The sequence below is a fragment of the Pseudomonas sp. SCA2728.1_7 genome, assembly GCF_018138145.1.
Taxonomy (GTDB): domain Bacteria; phylum Pseudomonadota; class Gammaproteobacteria; order Pseudomonadales; family Pseudomonadaceae; genus Aquipseudomonas; species Aquipseudomonas koreensis_A.
In genome coordinates, this window is sequence record NZ_CP073104.1 from 109932 (window position 1) to 132505 (window position 22574).

Sequence of the window (22574 nt, forward strand, 5' to 3'; positions counted from 1 at the left end):
TGCGCGGTCGACTCGACATCGATGCGCTGCAAGCGGCGCTGGCGCGCATCGTGGCCCGCCACGAAACCCTGCGCATCCGCTTCATCAGTCGCGATGACACTGCGCAGGTGACGATTGCGCCGGTCGACAGCGGCTTGCTGCTGCGTGTTGAAGATCTGTGCCAACAGCCACAGGCCGAGGACACCTTGCAGAGGTTGATGACGCAGGAAGCCTCGACGGCGTTTGATCTGCAGAACGACCCGTTGATTCGCGGACAGTTGCTGCGTCTGGCCGACGATCACCATGTGCTGTTGCTGACCGTACACCACATCATCGCCGACGGTTGGTCGATGGGCGTGCTGACCCGCGAATTGATGGCGTTGTATCAGGCGTTCAGCCAGCGCCAGCCCGATCCGCTGCCGGCGCTGACGCTGCAATACGGCGACTATGCGGTGTGGCAACGACGCTGGCTCAGCGGTGACGTGCTGCAACGGCAAAGTGATTATTGGCAACAAACCCTCGACGGTGCTCCAGCGCTGTTGACGCTGCCCACCGATCGTCCGCGTCCGGCGCATCAGGATTATGCTGGCAGCAACCTCGAAGTGGTGCTGGACCAACACCTGAGCGCCGCACTCAAAGCCCTGAGCCAGCGGCATGGCGTGACCCTGTTCATGACCCTGACGAGTGCCTGGGCATTGCTGATGAGTCGTCTGTCCGGGCAGGCCGATGTGGTGATCGGCTCGCCGGTGGCCAACCGCACCCGCGCTGAAGTCGAAGGGTTGATCGGCATGTTCGTCAACACCCTGGCGCTGCGCATCGATACCTCGGGCGAGCCGAGTGTCGAAACACTGCTGGCACGGGTCAAGGCACGGACACTGGAGGCGCAGGCGCATCAGGACTTGCCGTTCGAGCAAGTGGTGGAAATCACCCGACCGTCGCGCAGCCTGGCGCACAGCCCGCTGTTCCAGACCACGCTGAGCTGGGACAGTCACGGCGGGCCGCAACTGGCGCTGGGCGAGCTGACACTGGAAGCGGTGGCCGGCGCGGTCGAGGTCGCCAAGTTCGACCTGACGCTGACCCTGGGCGAGGTCAACGGTGTGATTCGCGGTTCGCTGAACTACGCCACGGCGCTGTTCGACGAATCGACCATCCACCGCTTTGTCGGTTACTTCCAACGGCTGTTGGAGGCGATGGTCGGCGATGATCGCGCGGTGCTCGAACATGTGCCGTTACTGGCGGCGGAGGAACGTCAGCGCTTGCTCGTCGAGTTCAACGCCACCGCGCGTGATTTCCCGCAGACCTTGACCGTGCACGGGGTTTTCCAGCAACAAGCGGCGGCGCATCCAAAGGCTGTGGCGGCCGTACATGGCGCGCAATCGCTGAGTTATTTCGAACTGAACGCGCAGGCCAATCGCCTGGCTCATCACCTGATCGGCCAAGGCGTGCAACCGGGGGATCACGTGGCGATCCTGCTGCCACGCTCGCTGGAACTGCTGGTGGCGCAACTGGCGATTGCCAAGTGCGCGGCGGCCTATGTGCCGCTGGACATCCATGCACCGAGCGAGCGTCAGGCGTTCATGGTCGAGGACTGTCGGGCGGCCGCGCTGTTGACCCTGAGCGGCGAAGTCATCGATTACGCCGCGCCGCGTATCGATCTGGACAGGCTGACCCTCAGCGATCAACCCACGCATAACCCTAACCTGGTGCAGTCTTCCGAGTCGCTGGCGTACATCATGTACACCTCCGGCTCCACTGGCACGCCGAAGGGGGTGATGGTGCCGCACCGTGGCATCGGCCGCTTGCTGCTCAATAACGGTTATGCCGATTTCAATGCGCAGGATCGCGTGGTGTTCGCCTCGAACCCGGCATTCGACGCCAGCACCATGGACATCTGGGGGCCGCTGCTCAACGGTGGTCGCGTGGTGATCATCGATCATCAGACCCTGCTGGATCCGCAGGCCTTCGGTCGTGAGTTAAGCGCCAGTGGCGCGACGATCCTGTTCGTCACCACGGCGCTGTTCAACCAGTACGTGCAACTCATCCCGCAAGCGCTCAAAGGCCTGCGCATTCTGCTTTGTGGTGGCGAGCGCGGTGATCCGGCGGCGTTCCGTACGCTGCTGGCCGAGGCGCCGGAGCTGCGCATCGTGCATTGCTATGGCCCGACCGAAACCACCACCTACGCCACGACGTTCGAAGTGCGGGAGGTGGCGGAAAATGCCGAGAGCGTGCCGATCGGTGGACCGATTTCCAACACTCAGGTCTATGTGCTCGATGCGCATCAGCAACCAGTGCCGATGGGCGTAACCGGTGAGCTGTATATCGGCGGCCAGGGCGTGGCGCTGGGTTATCTGAACCGAGCCGATCTGACCGCCGAGAAATTCATCCGTGATCCATTCAGCGATAAACCCGGCGCGTTGCTGTATCGCACCGGCGACCTCGCGCGCTGGCTGGCGCCGGGGCAACTCGATTGCGTCGGGCGCAACGACGATCAGGTGAAAATCCGTGGCTTCCGCATCGAACTGGGTGAGATCGAAAGCCGTTTGCTCAACTGCGCGGGGATCAAGGAAGCCGTGGTGCTGGCGCGCCGCGACGCTCAGGACGCCACGCGTCTGGTCGCCTATTTCACCGCGCACGAGGGACAACTCGATAGCGTGGAACTGCACGCCCAACTGTCGACGCGCTTGCCGGAATACATGGTGCCGACGGCCTGGGTGCAACTGGAAGCGTTGCCGCTGAACAACAACGGCAAGATCGACCGCAAGGCGCTGCCGGCACCGACCCAGGCCGCCATGCTCAGCCGGGTCTATGTGGCGCCGGTCACCGCGCTGGAGGAAAACCTGGCGCGCATCTGGGCCGGGTTGTTGCAGGTCGAGCAGGTGGGACGACACGATAATTTCTTCGAGCTAGGCGGGCATTCGTTGCTGGCGATGCGCATGCTGTCGCAGGTTCGCCAACAACTGGACGTCGAGCTGACACTGGCCGAACTGTTCGCCAATCCTGAACTGGCTGCAGTGGCGCAGGTGTTGAGCCGGGCCGCGCGCAGCACGTTGCCGGAGATTGTCCCGGCAGCGCGTGAGCAAGCCCTGCCGCTGTCGTTTGCGCAACAGCGCCTGTGGTTCCTGGCGCAAATGGACGGCGGCAACACGGCGTACAACATTCCGCTGGGCCTGCGTCTGCGCGGGCGGCTGGATGAAGACGCGCTGCAACGGGCACTCGCGCGCATTGTCGAGCGCCACGAAACCCTGCGCAGCCGCTTCACCCAGATCGACGATCAGGCGCAGGTGCTGATCGTGCCGGCCGCGGCCGCGCTGTTGCTGCAGGTTGAAGATTTGCGCCAGCACCCGCAGGCCGATAACGCCTTGCGTGGGCTGATCGAAGAGCAAGCCAGCGCACCGTTCAATCTTGCTCGCGATTCGCTGATTCGCGGGCGGCTGGTGCGTCTGGCCGACGATCACCATGTGCTGTTGCTGACGCTGCACCACATCATCTCCGATGGCTGGTCGATGGGTGTGCTGACCCGCGAGTTGGCGGCGCTGTATCAAGCCTTCAGTCATGACCAGCAAGACCCGCTGCCCGCGCTGGCGCTGCAGTACAGCGATTACGCGGTGTGGCAACGCCGCTGGCTCAGTGGTGAGGTGCTGCAACGGCAGAGCGATTACTGGCAGCAGACCCTGGCCGGTGCTCCGGCGTTACTGACGCTGCCGACCGATCGCCCGCGTCCGGCGCAACAGGACTTCGCCGGCAGCCATGTCGATGTGGTGCTGGGCGCGCCGCTGAGTCGCGGACTGAAAGCGCTGTGCCAACGTCGCGCGGTGACGCCGTACATGGTGATCCTCAGCGCCTGGGCGATGTTGCTCAGTCGCTTGTCCGGGCAGACCGACGTGGTCATCGGCTCGCCGGTGGCCAACCGCACCCGCGCCGAGATCGAAGGCTTGATCGGCATGTTCGTCAACACCCTGGCCCTGCGCATCGACACCTCTGGCGCCCTCAGCGGCGAAGCGTTGCTGGCGCGGGTCAAGGCGCAAACCCTGGCGGCGCAAGCGCATCAGGATCTGCCGTTCGAGCACGTGGTGGACATCAGTAAACCGCTGCGCAGTCTGGCTCACAGTGCGTTGTTCCAGACTCTGCTGAGCTGGGACAACAATGACGGCCCGAGCCTGCAACTCGGCGACCTGACGCTGGAAGGCGTGGCGGGGGAAAGCCACTTTGTGAAGTTCGACCTGTCGCTGAGTCTCGGCGACAGCGCCGATGGCGTTCGTGGTTCGCTGCGTTATGCCACGGGGTTGTTCGATGAGTCGACGGTGCGGCGTTTTGTCGGTTACTTCCAGCGCTTGCTGGCGGCGTTGGTCAGTGATGAACAAACGCTGCTGGAGCAGGTGCCGTTGCTGGCGCAGGACGAACGTCAGCGCCTGTTGCACGACTTCAACGCCAGCGAAGTCGATTGCCCACTCGAACAGCCGTTGCACTGCTTGTTTGAAGCGCAGGTGCGGATTAAGCCCGAGGCCATCGCCGTGCAGTCCGAAGCTGGTCGGCTTTCCTATCGGGAACTCAATGCGCGGGCCAATCAACTGGCTCATCACTTGCGCGAACAGGGCGTGCAGCCGGATTCACGCGTGGCGATTTGCGTCGAGCGCGGGCTGGATCTGGTGGTCGGTCTGCTCGGCATTCTCAAAGCGGGCGGGGCGTATGTGCCGCTGGATCCGGGGTATCCGGCGGAACGTCTGGCCTACATGCTCGAGGACAGCGCGCCGGTCGCGGTGTTGGTGCAAGCAGCGACGCGTTCGCTGTTCGCCGCGCCTGCAATGACCTTGATCGACCTCGATCAAGGTCATTGGCAACAGTTGCCTGATCATGATCCGCAGGTGCCCGGCCTGGGCGAGTCGAACCTGGCCTACATGATCTACACCTCCGGCTCCACCGGCCTGCCGAAAGGCGTGATGATCGAACATCGCAGCGCCTGCAACATGGTGCATTGGGGCTCGCAGATCAGTGCGCCAACCGAGCATGGTGCGTTGCTGCAAAAGGCCCCGTTCAGCTTCGACAGTTCGGTGTGGGAGATTTTCTGGCCGCTGTGTTCCGGCCTGCGTCTGGTGCTGGCACGGCCCGATGGCAACCGCGATTCGGCGTATGTGGTGCAAGCGATTCGCGAGCACCAAGTGTCGGTGGTCAAGTTCGTACCGGCGCTGCTGCAGGATTTCATTGAGCAGGCCGATGTCAGCCAGTGCACCAGCCTCACCGATGTACTCAATGGTGGCGGCGAACTCACTGCCGCGCTGGCGCGGCAGGTACGCGATCGCCTGCCGTGGGTGCGTTTGCACAACGTTTACGGCCCGACCGAAACCACGGTCGACAGCACCGGCTGGACGCTTGAACCGGATCAGCCGGTGCCACACAACACGGTGCCGATCGGCCAGGCGCTGAGCAACACGCGCTTGTACGTGCTCGATGCTTACGATCAACCGGTGCCGCAGGGTGTCAGCGGCCAGTTGCACATTGGCGGCGTGGGTGTGGCGCGCGGTTATCACCGATTGCCGGAGATGCAGGCCGAGCGTTTCATCGACAGCCCGTTCGTGGCCGGTGATCGGCTGTACCGCACCGGCGATCTGGCGCGCTACAACAACGACGGTGATCTGGAATTCCTCGGGCGCAACGACTTCCAGATCAAGCTGCGCGGCTTGCGTCTGGAGCCGGGTGAAATCGAAGCGCGGCTGATCGAACATCCGGCCATTCGCGAAGCGGTGGTGATGGTGCGCGATGAACGTCTGGTGGCCTGGTACACGTTGCGTGCAGGGATCGAAACGCCAAACCTGGAGGTCTTGCGTGCCCATGTGCTGGAGCGTTTGCCGGAGTACATGGTGCCCGGCGCCTATGTGCTACTCGACGCATTGCCGCTGACCCCCAACGACAAGGTCGATCGCAAGGCCTTGCCGGAGCCGGGCGCAGACGCGGTAATCAACCGTCCATATGTGGCGCCGCAAGGCGAAGTGGAAACCGCGATGGCGCGTATCTGGGCCGAAGTGCTCAACGTCGAGCAGGTCGGTCGTCACGACAACTTCTTCGAGTTGGGCGGGCATTCGTTGCTCGCGGTGCGGCTGGTCAATCTGCTGCAACGCGGCGGATTGCAGGTGTCACTGGCCGAATTGTTCCAGCACCCGAGCATCGAGTCGGCGGCAGCGTTGCTCGCTCAGGATGAAATGGCCGGACTGCCGGAAGGGCTGGTCGTGGTGCGAGCCGGGAATACCGGTACGCCGCTGTTCCTGGTGCATGAATTCAGCGGCCGCGACGTGTATTTCCCGACGCTGGCGCAGCACATTGGCGGCGAGTTTGCGATTTATGGCCTGCCCGGCGTGCCGCTGGGTCAGCCACAGTTGCGCACAATCGAATGCATGGCCACGCGGATGGCCGGGATCATCCGTGCGGTGCAGCCACACGGGCCGTATCGTCTGGCGGGCTGGTCGTTCGGCGGGGTGCTGGCCCATGAGGTCGCTCAACAATTGCTTGGCCAGGATCAACCGGTGGAGTTCATCGGTATGCTCGACAGTTACGCGCCCAACTCACTGGCCCAGGACAAGGCGATGTGGAGCGGCAAGGATCTCGACAAGCGCCAGTTGCTCGGGCATTGCCGGGGGCGTGCGCTGATGCTCGGTGCCGATGGCGCCGCCGCGTTGGCGTCGGTCGAGGCTCTGGAAGCCGAAATGGAGCAGTTGGATTTCCACGCGCTGTTCCAGCGTTGCCAGGTGCAGCAACTGACCGATCCGGAACTGGCCACGGTCAGCGCGGCCGATGCCTGGCATTACTTCGATCGCGAGGCGGCGCATCGCCTGGCCTTGGCGCATTACCGGGTCAGCCCGGCGAGCCAGACGATTCATCTGTTCCGCGCGCAGGCGTTGATGGACGGGCAGTCTGTGCCAAGCCCGACACGCGGTTGGGAGGAGCGCTTCGACAGTCGTCTGTTGCAGTGCATCGATATCCCCGGCGATCACCGCAGCATGATGAAAAATCCGCATATTCAGGCGTTGGGGCAGGCCATCACTCAGGCACTTGAGGCGGTAATCGCGCCCGCCACGGCGGTGTATCAGCCGCTGCTGACGATCCAGAGCGGGCACCTGGGGCATGCACCGATTTTCTGCGTGCCGGGGGCAGGTGACAGCGTCACCGGGTTCATTCATCTGACCGAAGCGATCGGCCCGGAGTGGCCGATCATCGGCCTGCAACCGCGCGGGCTGGACGGCAGCAGTGTGCCGCACAGTCAGGTCGAGGCCGCTGCCGCGTTTTATCTGCAGGCGATCGCGCAGGCTTACCCAAAAGGCCCGGTGCATTTGATCGGCCATTCCTTCGGCGGTTGGGTGGCGCATGCCATGGCGGCGCAGCTGCAAGCGACCGGGCGCGAGGTGGCATCGTTGACGTTGATCGACAGCGAAGCGCCGGGCGGCAACGGCACGGCAGGCAAGCCGTACACCGGTACGGCGGCGCTGGAACGTTTGATCGACACCCTGCAACTGTCCAGTGGCAAGTCCCTGGAGATCGATCCGCAGGTGTTTGCCGACGCTGATGACGCCACGCAAATGCGCTTGCTGCATGCCGGGATGGTGCACGCCGGTGTGCTGTCGGAGCGCGCCGCGCCCGATGCGATGTACGGCCCGGTCCGCACCTTCGCCACAGCTTTGCGCACGGTCTATCAACCGTCACTGGCCTACACCGGCCCGGTGCGGTTGGCGCTGGTCGATGACCCGACGCTGGATGCGTGGGGCAATCAGCGCGAGCAAGCGGCGATGGTTGAAGGCTGGCAGCGCCAGGTTGCGGATCTGGCGGTGTGGTACGGGCCGGGCAACCACTTCACGATTCTCAAGGCGCCCAACGTCTTCAGTCTCGCGGCGTGGTGGCATGACGGCCTGAAAGTGCCGGCCGGGCAAGTGCTGTCCTGATTGTTGTTTATCTACCAGAGCCCGGCCGCTGGCCGGGCTCACCCCTGAACGGACTTGTGGTTATTTATGGAAAAGTCGAAGTTGCGCAAAGTCGGTATGGGTTTGGCGTTGGTGGCAGTGGCGGGATTGGCGTTCTACGCGGTGCAGGCACCGGCCGAGGCGCCGCAATACCTGACCGCGCCGGTTGAACGCAGTGACATCGAAAACGCGGTGCTCGCCACCGGGTTGCTCGAAGGCATCAAGCAAGTGGACGTCGGCGCGCAAGTGTCCGGGCAATTGAAGTCGCTCAAGGTCAAGGTCGGCGACAAGGTGAAGAAGGGCCAGTGGCTGGCGGAAATCGACCCGTTGGTATTGCAGAACACCCTGCGTCAGGCCCAGGTCGATGAGGAAAACCTGCAAGCGCAAAAACGCGCCACTCAGGCTCAACTGAGGCAGACCAAAGCGATTTACGAGCGCTATAAGAACTTGCAGGACGACGCGTCGATCTCGCGCCAGGATTTCGAAAACGCCGAGTCGAACTATCAGGTACAACAGGCCAATCTGATGTCGCTGGACGCGCAGATCAAAAGCGCGCACATCCAGATCGACACGGCCAAGGTCAATCTGGCGTACACGCGGATTGTTGCGCCGATTGATGGCGACGTGGTCGGCGTGGTCACTCAGGAAGGTCAGACGGTGATCGCCAGCCAACTGGCGCCGGTCCTGCTGAAACTGGCGGATCTGGACACCATGACGGTCAAGGCGCAGGTATCCGAAGCGGATGTGATTCATATCGCGCCGGGGCAAGAGGTGTATTTCACCATTCTTGGCGAGGACAAACGCTACTACGCGAAATTGCGCGGCACCGACCCGGCGCCACAGAATTTTCTTGAAACGCCGCCCGCCGGTACGCCGAAGCAAAGCAGCGCGGTGTTCTACAACGCCTTGTTCGAGGTGCCGAACCCCGACCATCGTTTGCGCATTTCGATGACCGCGCAGGTGCGCATTATCCTCGACACCGCCAAGGCAGTGCTGACCGTGCCGGTGGCGGCGCTCGGCCCGCGCAATGCCGATGGCAGCTTCCCCGTGCGCGTGCTCGACGCCAAGGGCCACGCGCAGTCGCGCAATGTGCAGACCGGGATCAACAACAACGTCAAAGTGCAGATCAATGGCGGTCTGGCTGAAGGTGATCGCGTGGTCATCGGTGATCCGCTGACGAATGTGGCGGGGGCCTGAGCATGACTGAGCCACTGCTACAGCTCACCGGCATCACCCGCAGTTTCACTGCCGGCGACCGCGAATTTCTGGCGCTGAAAAACATTAACCTGACAATCAACGCCGGGGAAATGGTCGCGATCATTGGCGCCTCGGGCTCGGGCAAATCGACGCTGATGAACATCCTCGGTTGCCTCGATTACGCCACTGCCGGCAGCTACAAAATCAACGGCCAGGAAACCCGCGACCTGGACAATCAGGCCCTGGCCGAACTGCGTCGTGACTACTTCGGCTTCATCTTCCAGCGTTATCACTTGCTGCCGCATTTGAGCGCGATGCACAACGTCGAGATGCCGGCGATTTACGCCGGCACGCCGCAGCTTCAGCGTCATGCCCGCGCCCGCGAATTGTTGGCGCGGCTGGGTCTGGAAGGGCATTTGACGCATCGGCCGAGCCAGCTCTCTGGCGGTCAGCAGCAGCGGGTGAGTATCGCCCGGGCCTTGATGAACGGCGGCGAGGTGATTCTCGCCGACGAGCCGACGGGCGCCCTCGACACGGCCAGCGGCAAGGAGGTGATGCGCATCCTCCTGGAGTTGCACGCGGCGGGGCATACGGTGATTCTGGTCACCCATGACCCGAAAGTCGCGGCCAACGCCGAGCGCATCATTGAAGTCAGCGACGGCGAAATCCTCAGCGACCGCGCCAACGAACGCGACACCACGCACCTGCTCAGCGATGAACCGGTGGCACCGAAAGCCACCGCCTCTCGACGTCTTGTTGCCAGTCTCGGGTTGTTCAAAGAGGCGTTCGCCATGGCGTGGGTGGCGTTGATCTCCCATCGCATGCGCACCTTGCTGACTATGCTCGGCATCGTCATTGGCATCACCTCGGTGGTGTCGATCTCGGCGGTTGGGGAGGGCGCGAAGAACTATGTGCTCAAGGACATCGCCGCGATTGGCAGCAACACCATCGATGTCTATCCCGGCAGCAGTTACGGCGACAAACGTGCCGCCGCCATCGAAACCCTGACACCGGCCGATGTCACCGCGCTGAATCAGTTGTATTACGTCGACAGTGCCACGCCGATGATCGGCCGCAGCCTGTTGCTGCGCTACCGCAATATCGACCTGGATGCGCAGGTCAACGGCGTCAGCGACCAGTACTTCAAAGTGCGCGGGATCAAGATGGCCGCGGGAATTCCGTTCAGCGAAAGCGATGCACGGCGCCAGGCGCAAGTGGTGGTCATCGATCACAACACCCGGCAGCGCCTGTTCGGGCAAGACGTCGATCCGTTGGGCCAAGTGATCCTGATCGGCAACCTGCCGTGCACGGTGATCGGTGTGGCCGCACAGGATAAAAGCCTGTTCGCCTCGGGCAAGACTCTCAACGTCTGGGTGCCTTACGAAACCGCCGCCGGGCGGGTGTTGGGTCAGCGTTATCTGGACAGCATCAGCGTGCGCATGAAGGACGGCCAGCCGAGCAAAGTGGTGGAAGAGCACGTCACCCAACTGCTGCTGCAACGCCACGGCACCAAGGATTTCTTCACCAACAACCTCGACAGCGTCTTGCAGACCGTGCAGAAAACCAGCCGCTCGCTGGCGCTGCTGCTGTCGCTGATTGCGGTGATTTCGTTGGTGGTGGGCGGTATCGGCGTGATGAACATCATGCTGGTGTCGGTGACCGAGCGTACACGGGAGATCGGTATTCGCATGGCGGTGGGCGCGCGGCAGTCGGACATTCGTCAGCAGTTTCTGGTGGAGGCGGTGATGGTGTGTTTGTTGGGCGGGGCGATCGGGATTTCCCTGTCGTATGCCATCGGGCATCTGTTTTCGGTGTTTATCAAGGAATGGGAGATGGTGTTTTCACTGGCGTCGGTGCTGACGGCGGTGGTGTGTTCGACGTTGATCGGGATTGTGTTTGGCTTTGTGCCGGCGCGGAATGCTTCGCGGCTTGATCCGATCGAGGCGTTGGCGCGGGATTAAGGGCTGACCCTCACCCTAGCCCTCTCCCAGAGGGAGAGGGGACTGACCGCGGTGTTTGTTGAAGATGCACCGACGTGAACTACCGAGTCGAACTCAGGTTTTGAAAAGCACAAAGATCGGCTCCCTTTCCCCCTCGCCCCTTGGGGGAGAGGGCTGGGGTGAGGGGGTAGATCCCACTGACACACCGCAAAACCTCGAACCACCACCATCCAGTTTTTCCATCAATAAACACAACGTCGATTGCCCGTTTAAATTACACGACCCGTTACGTCATACCGCCTACAACACCTTGCGTCGTTACCTACGCGTACGCCAGAATCCGCCGGCTTACGCGGCTATGGGTCGGGATATATCGTTCGCCTGTCACTGCAAATCAGTGATCGGGTTTGGTAGCCCGCTTCGGTACCGCCGTATGGCGCCACCTTATGCAGTCTCTTTTTGCGGCTGCGTTTTATATGGTGGACATGCGTGGGGCTCATTCATGAGCGCCGGGTTTCCGTATCGACCGGTCTACCAACCCGCGCATGGCCGCCACCTTCGTTTGGTAGCGAAAGTGATGGCTCCGGTTAATTTCGATACGAGACTTTATCTATGTTCAAAGCCACACCCAACCCACCAGATACCGATCCGATCCCCTACGACGCCGCGCTCGAACCTCAAAACATCAAAGAGGCCACAGAACGGGCGATCAATTTCTACTTAAACCCTTCCGCGCTCAAAACCTCAAAACCCACCCGCAAAACCGGCAAGATCTACCTGATCGACCCCTCCGTTGACGACGAAACCCTGCTCGTTGAAGCCTACGAATCGCTGTCCTCGGCCAGTGACATGGCCCGCGACCTTGCTGACTCGGTCGACAGCCCTCACCGCAAGAAAATGCTGATCCTGCAGCAGGTGATCATGTTGAGTGAATTGGTGGTGAGTCGCGTCCTCGACAATCAGCGCTTGCCCAACTAATTGCGAAACTGTCGCGCGAGTGGTGATGCTGGGGAATTGCCGGTGAATCAGGCATTGGAGCACGTCGCGGGATTGCCCTCACCCTAACCCTCTCCCAGAGGGAGAGGGGACTGACCGCGGTGTTCTTTCGAGGTACGCCGACCTGAAATACCACGTCGAACTCTGGTTTTGAAAAGCACAAAGATCGGCTCCCAAGCCAAACCCAGGCTCGAACCCAACCAAGATCGGCTCCCTTTCCCCCTCGCCCCCCGTGGGGGGAGAGGGCTGGGGTGAGGGGGGGAATCTCACTGACACAACCAAAAAAGCCAAGCCTTCACTAATCCCGGTGTATCAAGCCGCACTCGACGCCAACGCCTCCAACGGCGAATACATCCAGCGCATCAACGAATGCCGCCCGCTGATCCCCAACTTGATCGCCGCACGTTTCAGATAGCTCTCGACGGTGTTGACCTTCAACGCCAATTGTTCCGCCAGTTCCGGCGCCGTGCGGCCGGCGAGCAGGCCGACACACACTTCGGTTTCGCGGTTCGATAGACTCAGCCCCAGTTGCTCCAGACGCTCGTCAAAGCGCAGGCGCAAGGTTTCCAGGCCGTTGCCTTCGGCTGCTTCGGACGTGGTCTGCGGATCAGGAGTGGCCGGTTGCAGGGCGTTGATGTGTTTTTCCACCATCGGCAGCAGCACCGGGGAGATGTCCTGCAACAGGCTGCGTTCCTGCGCGGAAAAGCGCTGCGACTCGTCGTTGCGATACACCGAAATCACGTAGCGGTAGCCGTCCTTGCGCCGGGTCAGGTGCAGTTGCGAGGCGTCCGCGCTGGTCGCGGCCGGCGGATTCTGTAAATGGTGGGCCGCTGCACTGTGTTCGGAAAACACCGTTTCGGCGAGCAGGGCCGGCTCTTTTAGCGGCTCCGGCTCGCTGCGGCTCGACGCGCGGCCCAGCGGTTCGACACGCATCTGCCGGATGTGCGTGGCGTCTACCGCCAGTTGCGTCAGGATCAGGTCATGCAGCATGCGCGGAAAGTGCCGGCTGCCTGTGCTGGCAATGACCTTGCCGATGTGGGGGAACAAGTGTGAGTTCATATGCGTGTCATCCCTGAGAAGCGTTAATTCAAAAACGTCTGCAGCACTGTCGACGATCTCCTTGGTCGACGAAATACCGCAGACTTGGATCCTATCCTAGTACAACGTTTGAGCGACGGTTTAATGAAGGTGTTATTAGCTCATAACCGCGATGTCGGGTTGCTTGCCCTGTGAGCACCAGCGGTTGCGGCCTTGCTGCTTGGCTTGATACAGGCAGGTATCGGCTGCTTTCAACAGGGTCGCTGGGGTTACCGTGTCATCGACTGGATGCCAAGTGGTAATCCCGGCGCTGGCGGTGACATAGCCCAATGGATGCCCGGCGTGCTCCAGTTTCAGTGCACGGATGGCCTGCAGTATGTCTTCGGTAACTTGAATGGCGCCGGCATTGTCGGTGTTGGGCAGCAGCACGGTGAACTCTTCGCCGCCGTAGCGCACCGCGAGGTCGCTCGGTCGTTTGACCGCTTGCTGGATCGCCTGCCCGACAGCGCTCAGGCAATCATCGCCCGCCGCATGGCCATACTGGTCGTTGTAGCGTTTGAAGTGGTCGACATCGAGCATGATCAATGACAGCGCCGAACCTTGTCGCCGCGCCAGACGGATTTCGTCCGCCAGCGCATTGTCCAGACGTCGGCGGTTGCCCAGTCCGGTGAGGCTGTCAGTCAGCGCCATGTCACGCATGGTCTGGTGCGCGTAGCGAATTTCCCGCTCCATGGCCATGCGCTGGCGCAACTGGTGCAGCACGACCAGGCCGAAACCGCTGAGCACCAAAATCAGAAACACCAGCACGAAGCCGTTTTTCAGTAAATCCTGCTGCCACGGTTCGATGATCGAATCCCGTGAAAGCCCGGCCTCGACCACCAGCGGATAGGTGGTGAGCGCGCGATAGCCATACAACCGCTCAGTGTCGTCGACCACCGCGCGGACTTGCGCAATGCCGGCGTTGGCGTTGGGCAGGTAGACCTTGAAAATCTCGCTGTTGGCCAGGCTTTTGCCGATCACCGAGGCGATGAACGGCCGGCGTACGAGGATGGTACCGTCGCGTCTGGCCAGCACCAGTGCGCCTTTGTCATCGATTCTGAAGTCGCCGTAATAGTCGACAAAGTAGCTGACCTTGACCGTGCCCAGCAGCACCCCGGCGAACGAGCCGTCGGGATTGTTCAGACGACGGGAGACGGGAATGATCAGGTCATGGGTCGATCGGCTTTCCACCACATCACCGATGCGCACCTGCCGATCATCATGGCTGCGGTGGTATTGAAAGTAATCGCGATCGGCGTTGTTGGCGGTCTCGGGCGTGACTTCCTTGTCGGTGACGATCCACTGCCCATCCGCGCCGTAGATGAACAAGCCATGCAGCTGCGGCATGATTTTCGATTGCTGCACCAGCAGTTTGTGAATACGCGGCACGTCGAGGTTCTGCAGGCCATCGCCTTCGATACGTTCACTCAGGGCGGCGGTCAGCACATCCATTTGCCGAATGGTGTCTTCGGCATGCTGTGCAGTGGCGCGGGCCAGGTTGGTCACCGAATCGCGCGCGGAGGCGAATGCAGCGCGATAGTCGCGCCAGGTGCGCCAGCTCTCGACCGTCAAAAAGGCCAGTACCACCACCAGCATAAAGCTGACCGTAAGGCGGAATGTCGAGCCGGCGCGCACGGCGTTGCGGGCAGAGGCGGCTCTGCCCGGGTCTTCGGTGTTCGGCTCTGGCGGACGGCGTCCGAGCATGAACATCTCCTTTTCTCATACGTAATGCATCACAACAGTATGACAAGGATCGCCAAAAAGTTCGGAACAGAGCGCGCGCCGTCGTTGAATTGTCCTTTTTGAGTTGACGGTGAAACGCTTTTCAGCCGATTTATCCCGTCCCTGTGCGTCAGTAATCTGTACCCAACTTGAACGCAACAACAACTTCAAAAACTCAAAAGGGACGCCCACCATGACCACTCCAACCTACAACCGCCTGAACAAAGACGACGCCATCGTGCTGCTGGTCGACCACCAGACCGGCCTGATTTCCCTGGTGCAGGACTTCTCGCCCAACGAATTCAAGAACAACGTGCTGGCCCTGGCCGATCTGGCCAAGTTCTTCGAACTGCCAACCATCCTCACCACCAGTTTCGAACAAGGCCCGAACGGCCCGCTGGTGCCAGAGCTGAAAGAGATGTTCCCGGACGCGCCGTACATCGCTCGCCCAGGTCAGATAAACGCCTGGGACAACGAAGACTTCGTCAAGGCGATCAAGGCCACCGGCCGCAAGCAGATCATCATTGCCGGTGTAGTGACTGATGTGTGTGTAGCGTTCCCGACCTTGTCGGCGCTGGCGGAAGGGTTTGAGGTGTTTGTGGTGACCGATGCTTCCGGCACCTTCAACACCACCGTGCAACAAGCCGCGTGGAGCCGCATGACCCAGGCTGGCGCACAGATGATGAACTGGTTCTCGGTGGCCTGTGAACTGCACCGCGACTGGCGCAACGATATTGAAGGGCTGGGTAATCTGCTGTCGCAGCGCATCCCCAACTACCGCAATCTGATGAACAGCTACTCGGCGCTGACCGCTCAGCAGAAGTAAGCCTGCGCGATTCAAACAAAAGCCTGCCCTGAAAGCAGGCTTTTGTCGTGTCTGCGCTTTAAAGCGCTGGCAGCGCCGCGATGGTGTTACTTCAGGTTATGGCTGAAGAACTCGGTCAATTTGGCGAAGGGAATCAGATTGACCCGGTCGTACAAGTCGACATGGCCGGCCCCTGGAATGATCAGCAGCTCTTTGGGCTCGGCCGCGCGCTGGTACGCGTCTTCACTGAATTCGCGGGAGTGCGCCTGAGCACCGGCAATGAACAGCAGCGGACGCGGGGAGATGCTCTCGATGTCATTGAACGGGTAGAAGTTCATGAACTTCACATTGCTGATCAACGTCGGCATGGTCGTGGTCTGCGGTGAAGCGCCGGCTGGCGTGACCTGACCACGCGGTGTGCGGTAGAAGTCGTAGAACTCGTCACCCACCGCGTTGCCGGTGAGTTTGAGCGGTGTGCCGCCGGTGTAGCGGATCGGGCCGCCCCAGAACTGCGCGTTACGCTGCTGCGCTGCCTGTTCAATGATGGATTGGCGTTGTGCTGGCGTGAGCGAATGCTTGAGGCCGTTACGGTTGGCGGCGCCCATGTCGTACATGCTGACAGTGGCAATCGCCTTCAAACGTGGGTCGATCTTGGCGGCACTGATGGCGAAGCTGCCGCTGCCGCAAATACCGATGACGCCGATACGCTCGCGATCGACCAGTGGGCGAGTGCCGAGAAAGTCCACCGCCGCGCTGAAGTCTTCGGCGTAAATGTCCGGCGCAACCGACTGGCGTGGCAGGCCCTCGCTCTCGCCCCAGAAGGACAAGTCGAACGACAGCGTGACGAAGCCTTGTTCGGCCATTTTGGTCGCGTAGAGATTGGCACTTTGCTCCTTCACTGCGCCCATCGGGTGGCCGACGATGATTGCGGCATTTTTTGACTGTGGGTCGAGGTTTTTCAGGCTGAACAGATTGCCTGCGACCTTCATCCCGTACTGGTTCTTGAAGGTGACCTTTTCCACGGTCACTTTATCGCTGGTGTAGAAGTTGTCTGCGCCGTTCGACATATCGGCTCCCATGGCTGAAAAAGTACTGAAGAGCAGCCCGAAGGCCAAGCAAAAACCTTTCACTGGAATGTCCTTGCGATTGAGGGTTTATTCGTCTGAGCCTGTGCCCGAACATTCTCTCGATCAGCGCCTCGGCGCCGAAGTGCATTCCTCTGGATTGCTTGCCTGATCCACTGAATCTGGATTTTCAACGCCGCGCAGACACGAGATGGCGGCAATGAGAGGGCAGGGAAGGGATATGGATTACGCAGAGGATTCGGTGCTGGCCTCGACCAATCCGCTTTCAGCCTGATGACCGCTGCGCTGGGTTTCCGGAACCCCGACCCCAAGCAACACAACTGCCACTGCCGCAATAGCGGCCAGGGTCAGAAACGCCGCGCTGTAACCAGCCTCCTGCACAACGAACCCGGCGAGGCCATTGCTCAATGCCGCGCCCAGTCCGAAGGCCGTTGTCAGTGCGCCGAGGCTGACGTTGAAGTGGCCAGTGCCTTGCGTAAGGTCTTTGACCATGATTGGAAACAAGGCGCCAAACAGACCGGCGCCGACACCGTCGAGCAGTTGCACCGCGACCAGCCAGTAAGCATCGTCCGACAGCGTATAGAGCACACCGCGCAATGGCAGGATCAGAAATCCGGCCAGTAGCAGCGGCTTGCGCCCCCACAGATCGGCTTTCGCCCCGACCAGTAATGCCGCCGGCACCATCACCAATTGCGCGGCGACGATGCAGGCGGAGGTCAGCGGGGTGGCCATCTGCAAATTGGCTTGCGCAAGTTTTTGGCTCACCAACGGCAACATCGCCGCGTTGGCGAGGTGGAACAGCGCACAGCAAATGGCGAACAGCAACAGCGGCCGGTTGCTCAGCAGCACCGACAATCCGGAAGGCTGGCGATGCCCGGCGTCGGCCGGATCGAGTCCACGGGCCAGATCATGGTCGATGGCGGCTGGCGACACGCAGGCAATGGCGATGACACTGGCCAGGGCCATGGCCGCCATCAGATAGAACACCGCCACCGGGCCGAACAGATACGCGAATACGCCGGCGAGGAGGGCGGCGCAGGCATTGCCGGCATGATTGAAGGTTTCATTGCGCCCGGTTCGGCGCGTAAACGCTCGTGGCCCGGTCATGCCCAGGGTAATCGCGCAAATGGCCGGGGCGAATATCGAAGCGGCCATTGCACTCAGGGTTTGCGTCAACGCCACCCACGTGAACGACGTCACGAACGGCAGCAGCAGGCAACTGCTGGTTACCAGCAGCGCGGCGATCGCAATCAACGCTCGTTTGCGCCGGCTGTTGTCGACCCAGGCGCCGGCCGGCGTCTGGGTGATCAGCGCGGCGACCCCGGCGATGGTCATCACCAGGCCAATGCTCGCCGGCTCCCAGTGATGCACCGCCAACAGGTAAATGGCCAGATAGGGGCCGAGACCGTCGCGCACGTCGGCGAGGAAAAAGTTCAGGCTGTCCAGTGACAGGTTGTTGCGGCGATCGAGGTCAGCGGCCACGGCAGTGTCTTCAATATTTGAGGTTTGCGGATGGATTCAACCTCAGCAAGCCTAATGACCTGCGGCCACGAACATAAGTTGCAGGCCGCCGCCGTGTCGTTGCGAAACAACGCCAAGGGGTTGAAAACGACGTTCCGTCATACGGTTGCTGCACGTTCGACGCGCTACTTGTATCCTTGCGCCGGTCGAGGACATACGACCGCTGTTATTGCCTTGAATCAGTAACGGCCGGAACCGGAAACCGGACTTTCCATTAGGTACTTTCGTGAAGCGTGATACCCACCTCGTCATCCTCTTGCTGCTGGTCATCGGCTGCTCCCTGGCGTCGCTGACCATCTGGAAAGTGCTGTCCTCGCGCGATCGCGCGCTGGAGGAAGTCAACGTGCACGGGTTGAACCTGACCCAGGCACTCGAGACCTATTCCGAGGGCATTGTCCGGCAAAGTTCGCTGCTGTTGCTCGGGCTGGTCGAACGCCTGGAAACCGAAGGCAGTGGCCCCGCGCAGATCCAGCGCTTGGGTGCGCTGATCAACCGCCAGCAGCCGTTGATGCCACAAATGAGCGGGATCACCATCTATGACCGTCAGGGCCATTGGCTGATGTCGTCGAACCGGCCGATCCCGGCGGGGGCCAACAGCAGTGATCGGGCCTACTTCATTCATCACCGCGACGACCCGAGCCGCGAACCCTTTATCGGGCCACCCATCCGCAGCCGCTCCAATCAGGAGTGGGTGATCACCGTCAGCCGCCGTTTCAACGATGATCGTGGCGAGTTTGCCGGGGTGGTGGCCGTGACCCTGGGCGTGGAAAACTTCCTGCGCCTGTTCGGCAAACTCGACGTCGGGCAGGAAGGTGCTATCGGTTTGTCGTATACCGACGGCACGTTGCTGGTTCGCTATCCGTTCCGCGAACAGGACATGGGCCGCAACTTTTCCAAGTCGCCGATCTACGCCAAATACCTGGTTGATCAATCGGTCGGTACCGCGTCGTATACCTCCAGCCTGGATGGCGTCGAACGCCTCTACGCCTTCCGCAAAAGCGAGAAATTGCCGCTGATCACCACGGTCGCCATCGGCAAGCGTGAAGCGCTCACGGCGTGGCGAACCGAGGCACTGCTGTCGGCGGTGGTGGTGGCGGGGCTGTTGGGGCTTACAGGTCTGATCGGCTGGTTCTTGATCCTCGACATCCGTCGCCGGACCCAGATTGAAGGCGAACTGCGCATCGCTCAGCAGCAGTTGCTCGGTTCCAATCGGCAGCTGGAACTGTTGGCCATGAAGGATGCGCTGACCGGTCTGGCGAATCGGCGCTGCTTTGACCAGACCCTGGCCACAGAGGCGCGGCGGGCACAGCGCAACAACTCGTCGCTGGCGTTGCTGATGATCGATATCGATTATTTCAAGCGGTTCAATGATGCGCTCGGGCACGTTGCCGGCGACGCCTGTCTGCAAACCGTCGGTAGCGTGCTGGATGCGTGTGTGCGGCGGCCGTCGGATCTGGTAGCGCGCTATGGTGGTGAAGAGTTCGCGGTGATCATGCCCGACACCGATATTGACGGTGCCGAGGTGGTGGCGCAGCTGATAATCGAGCGCTTGCAGTACGCCAACATTGCCCACCCTGACAGTCCCGTGGCCTGCGTGAGCCTGAGCATCGGCATTGCCGCTGCGCGCGGTCCGCGCCTGGATCCGGTGAGCGCTCTGATCGAGTGCGCCGATCAAGCGCTGTATCAAGCGAAAACGGCAGGGCGCAACAGATTCATGAGGTTCGCTGCGCAACCTTCAATCGAAGTCGATGGTCAGCAGGCCACTGACCCGTGATACCAACGTGTCGACGGCGAACGGTTTGGTCAGCACCTGCATGCCCGGGCCGAGTTGACCGTTACCAATCACTGAGTTTTCCGCATACCCGGTAATGAACAAGGTCTTCAGCTTCGGCCTGATTTGCCTGCCCGCATCGGCCATCTGCCGGCCGTTCATGCCGCCGGGCAAACCGACATCGGTAATGAGCAGGTCGATGTGCGCGCTGGAACGCAATACTTCCAGTCCCTCAACGCTGTCGGCCGCTTCGAGCAGGTTGTAGCCGAGATCGTTCAGCACATCCTTGAGCAGCATGCGGACGGTGGGTTCGTCGTCGACAATCAGGATGGTCTCGCCAGTCTTTGCCTGCAGGGTTGCCGAGCTTTGCGCGTCATCCTGATTGCGCTGCGTTTCGCCGACGTAGCGCGGCAGGTAAATGCACATGGTCGTGCCTTGACCCACGGTCGATTGCACCCGTACCTGCCCGCCGGATTGCTTGGTGAAACCGTAGATCATCGACAGCCCGAGACCGGTGCCCTGGCCCAGCGGTTTAGTGGTGAAAAACGGGTCGAAGGCCTTGGCGATCACTTCCGCACTCATGCCGGTACCGGTGTCGGCGACCGACAGGCACAGGTATTGGCCTTCGGGCATTTCCCGTACGCGCGCTGATTCAGCATCCAGGGTTCGATTGGCGGTCTCGACGATGATGCTGCCACCATCGGGCATCGCATCACGAGCGTTGATGCACAGGTTGAGCAGGGCGTTTTCCAGTTGACTGGCATCCACCAGTGCTGGCCACAGATCGGCGGCGGCGACCGTCTTCAGGCGAATGCTCGGGCCGACGGTGCGCTGGATCAGTTCGCTCATGCCGGCAATCAGTGCGTTGACTTCAGTCGGCCGTGGATCGAGGGTCTGGCGGCGGGAGAAGGCGAGCAGACGGTGGGTCAGGGCGGTGGCGCGTTTGGCGGCGTCCTGGGCGATCTGCATGTATTTGTCGATGTCGTTCAGGCGACCCTGGGCGATGCGTTTGTCCATCAGCTCAAGGGAGGCGCAGATGCCCGCCAGCAGGTTGTTGAAGTCATGGGCCAGACCTCCGGTGAGTTGCCCGACCGCTTCCATTTTCTGCGATTGGCGCAACTTTTCTTCGGCCTGCATCAGGTCGGCGGTGCGCGCCGAGACCCGTTGTTCCAGTGTGTCGTTGAGGGCTTTCAATGCGGCGGTGACCCGGTCGCGCTCGGCTTCGACGTTGCGCCGGTCCTCGACATCGATCAGCACGCCGGGAAAGCGCAAAGGTGTGCCGTCTTCGGCACACTCGACGCGGCCGTTCGCTTCAATCCAGGTGTATTTGCCATCCGCGCCGCGCACTCGGTATTGGTGCGAATAGGCACCTCCACGGGCAATGACCTCGTTGATCGCGGTGGTGAGTCCTTCCCTGTCGTCCGGGTGCACGGTCATCACCACTTGTTCCAGGCTCAGACCGTCGAGACCCCAGGCCGGGTCGAGGTCGAACACCCGCGCGAAGGCCTCATCGACGCTGAAGCGATCGCTGGGCAAGTGCCAGTGCCAGGTGCCGATGATGGCGCCAGCGGCAAGGGCCAGTTGCACGCGTTCGACGTTTTCCCGAGCGACCGCTTCGCTGATGCGTAAACGCTCTTGCGCGTCGCGGCGCTCGGTGACATCGCTGAAGAAGATCGCAATCTGCCGATCGGCCGGGTCGCCGACACGCACGGCGCGCACATCGAACCAGCGCTCGAAGGTGTTGGCGTAGTTCTCGAAGTTTGCTGGCTCGCCAGTTTTGGCCACATGGCCGTAGGTCTCGAACCAGAATTTCTCTAGGTTGGGCGCAAACTCGGTGACCCACTTGCCCCGCAGGTTGACCCCGGCCTGACGTTCGAACGCCGGGTTGGCCTCGACGAAGTAATAGTCGATGGGGTGGTCGTCGGCGTCGAATTTGACTTTGACGATGGCGAACGCCGCCTCGATGGTTTCCAGAATGGTGCTGAAGCGCTCTTCACTCTGGCGCAGTGCGGTTTCGGCACTGCGCGAACGGGTCAGGTCGAGCATCGCACCGATCATGCGTTCGGCCTGGCCATCGGCATTGCGGATCAGATGGCCGCGATCCAGCACTTCGGCGTATGAACCATCGTGGCAGAGGAAGCGGTACTCAGCGCTCCAGGTCGTCCCGGAGCCGTCAATGGCCGAGCGAATCGAGGTTGTCACGCGCGCGCGATCCTGCGTGTGAATCTGCGCAAATCGCCAGTCACACGTCGGCTCGATGGCTGCTGACGCGTAGCCATACGCCTGTTGCAGCGAGTCGTTCCAGATGACCTGATTGGTTTTCAGATCCCAGTCCCAGACGGCGTCGCAGGTCGCCTTGACGGCCAGACGCAGGCGCGTGACCTCAGACTCAAGCTCCTCGCGAGTAAGCTGTTTCAGGATGTTCACCCTTCATGCGTTGATGGTTGGCTTGCGTTCAATTGGCGTGTTTCAAACCATCGGCTTCGCAAGCTCTGTCAGCCATTGACCCGGGGCCCCATGTTTAAGTTGCACACGGGC

At 61.4% G+C, this 22574-nt stretch carries 11 protein-coding genes (1 of these 11 only partly in view); 6 read left to right on the forward strand and 5 right to left on the reverse strand.

What is annotated here, in order from left to right; genetic code table 11:
* From KBP52_RS00390 to KBP52_RS00405, 4 genes are all read left to right on the forward strand, one after another.
* A protein-coding gene (locus tag KBP52_RS00390; RefSeq protein ID WP_212621705.1) for a non-ribosomal peptide synthase/polyketide synthase crosses the window boundary here: on the forward strand, positions 1-7904 show its final stretch. It extends 9925 nt beyond the left edge of the window; the window shows 7904 of its 17829 coding nt (coding positions 9926-17829); its start codon lies off the left edge, out of view; it ends in the stop codon at positions 7902-7904.
* Between the two features lie 66 nt (positions 7905-7970).
* Positions 7971-9119: a macrolide transporter subunit MacA gene (gene macA / locus KBP52_RS00395; protein ID WP_077572426.1), complete on the forward strand. Its 1149-nt coding sequence runs from the start codon at positions 7971-7973 to the stop codon at positions 9117-9119.
* A gap of 2 nt (positions 9120-9121) precedes the next feature.
* Positions 9122-11080 carry a MacB family efflux pump subunit gene (locus KBP52_RS00400; protein WP_127928524.1) on the forward strand — a complete coding sequence of 653 codons (1959 nt, stop codon included), beginning with the start codon at positions 9122-9124 and terminating at the stop codon, positions 11078-11080.
* A gap of 591 nt (positions 11081-11671) precedes the next feature.
* Positions 11672-12037: a DUF6124 family protein gene (locus KBP52_RS00405; protein WP_123594341.1), complete on the forward strand. Its 366-nt coding sequence runs from the start codon at positions 11672-11674 to the stop codon at positions 12035-12037.
* Between the two features lie 330 nt (positions 12038-12367).
* On the opposite strand, the gene KBP52_RS00410 is transcribed toward KBP52_RS00405, so the two are convergent.
* Both KBP52_RS00410 and KBP52_RS00415 read right to left on the reverse strand, forming a co-directional pair.
* The gene (locus tag KBP52_RS00410) at positions 12368-13114 is read right to left on the reverse strand and encodes a helix-turn-helix transcriptional regulator (protein WP_077572430.1); all 747 of its coding nucleotides are present in this window, start codon (positions 13112-13114) and stop codon (positions 12368-12370) included.
* Between the two features lie 135 nt (positions 13115-13249).
* Positions 13250-14836 (reverse strand): sensor domain-containing diguanylate cyclase, encoded by a 1587-nt coding sequence (locus tag KBP52_RS00415; RefSeq protein ID WP_212621706.1) that lies wholly within the window; start codon positions 14834-14836, stop codon positions 13250-13252.
* A 211-nt stretch (positions 14837-15047) separates the two neighbouring features.
* Between KBP52_RS00415 and ycaC the strand changes: the two genes are divergently transcribed.
* Positions 15048-15680: an isochorismate family cysteine hydrolase YcaC gene (gene ycaC / locus KBP52_RS00420; protein ID WP_007915995.1), complete on the forward strand. Its 633-nt coding sequence runs from the start codon at positions 15048-15050 to the stop codon at positions 15678-15680.
* Positions 15681-15766: 86 nt separating this feature from the next.
* Here the strand turns inward: ycaC and KBP52_RS00425 are convergent, their stop codons facing one another.
* Both KBP52_RS00425 and KBP52_RS00430 read right to left on the reverse strand, forming a co-directional pair.
* Positions 15767-16789, reverse strand: a complete 1023-nt coding sequence (locus KBP52_RS00425; protein WP_077572434.1) for an alpha/beta hydrolase — start codon at positions 16787-16789, stop codon at positions 15767-15769.
* Positions 16790-16969: 180 nt separating this feature from the next.
* Positions 16970-18226 carry an MFS transporter gene (locus KBP52_RS00430; protein ID WP_212621707.1) on the reverse strand — a complete coding sequence of 419 codons (1257 nt, stop codon included), beginning with the start codon at positions 18224-18226 and terminating at the stop codon, positions 16970-16972.
* Between the two features lie 265 nt (positions 18227-18491).
* Here KBP52_RS00430 and KBP52_RS00435 point away from each other — a divergent pair, with 265 nt between their 5' ends.
* Positions 18492-20039, forward strand: a complete 1548-nt coding sequence (locus KBP52_RS00435; protein WP_212621708.1) for a sensor domain-containing diguanylate cyclase — start codon at positions 18492-18494, stop codon at positions 20037-20039.
* Here KBP52_RS00435 and KBP52_RS00440 read toward each other — a convergent pair.
* Positions 20001-22463, reverse strand: a complete 2463-nt coding sequence (locus KBP52_RS00440) for a PAS domain-containing protein (RefSeq protein WP_212621709.1) — start codon at positions 22461-22463, stop codon at positions 20001-20003. The two genes, KBP52_RS00435 and KBP52_RS00440, sit on opposite strands and share 39 nt — an antisense overlap.
* Positions 22464-22574: the final 111 nt, after the last annotated feature.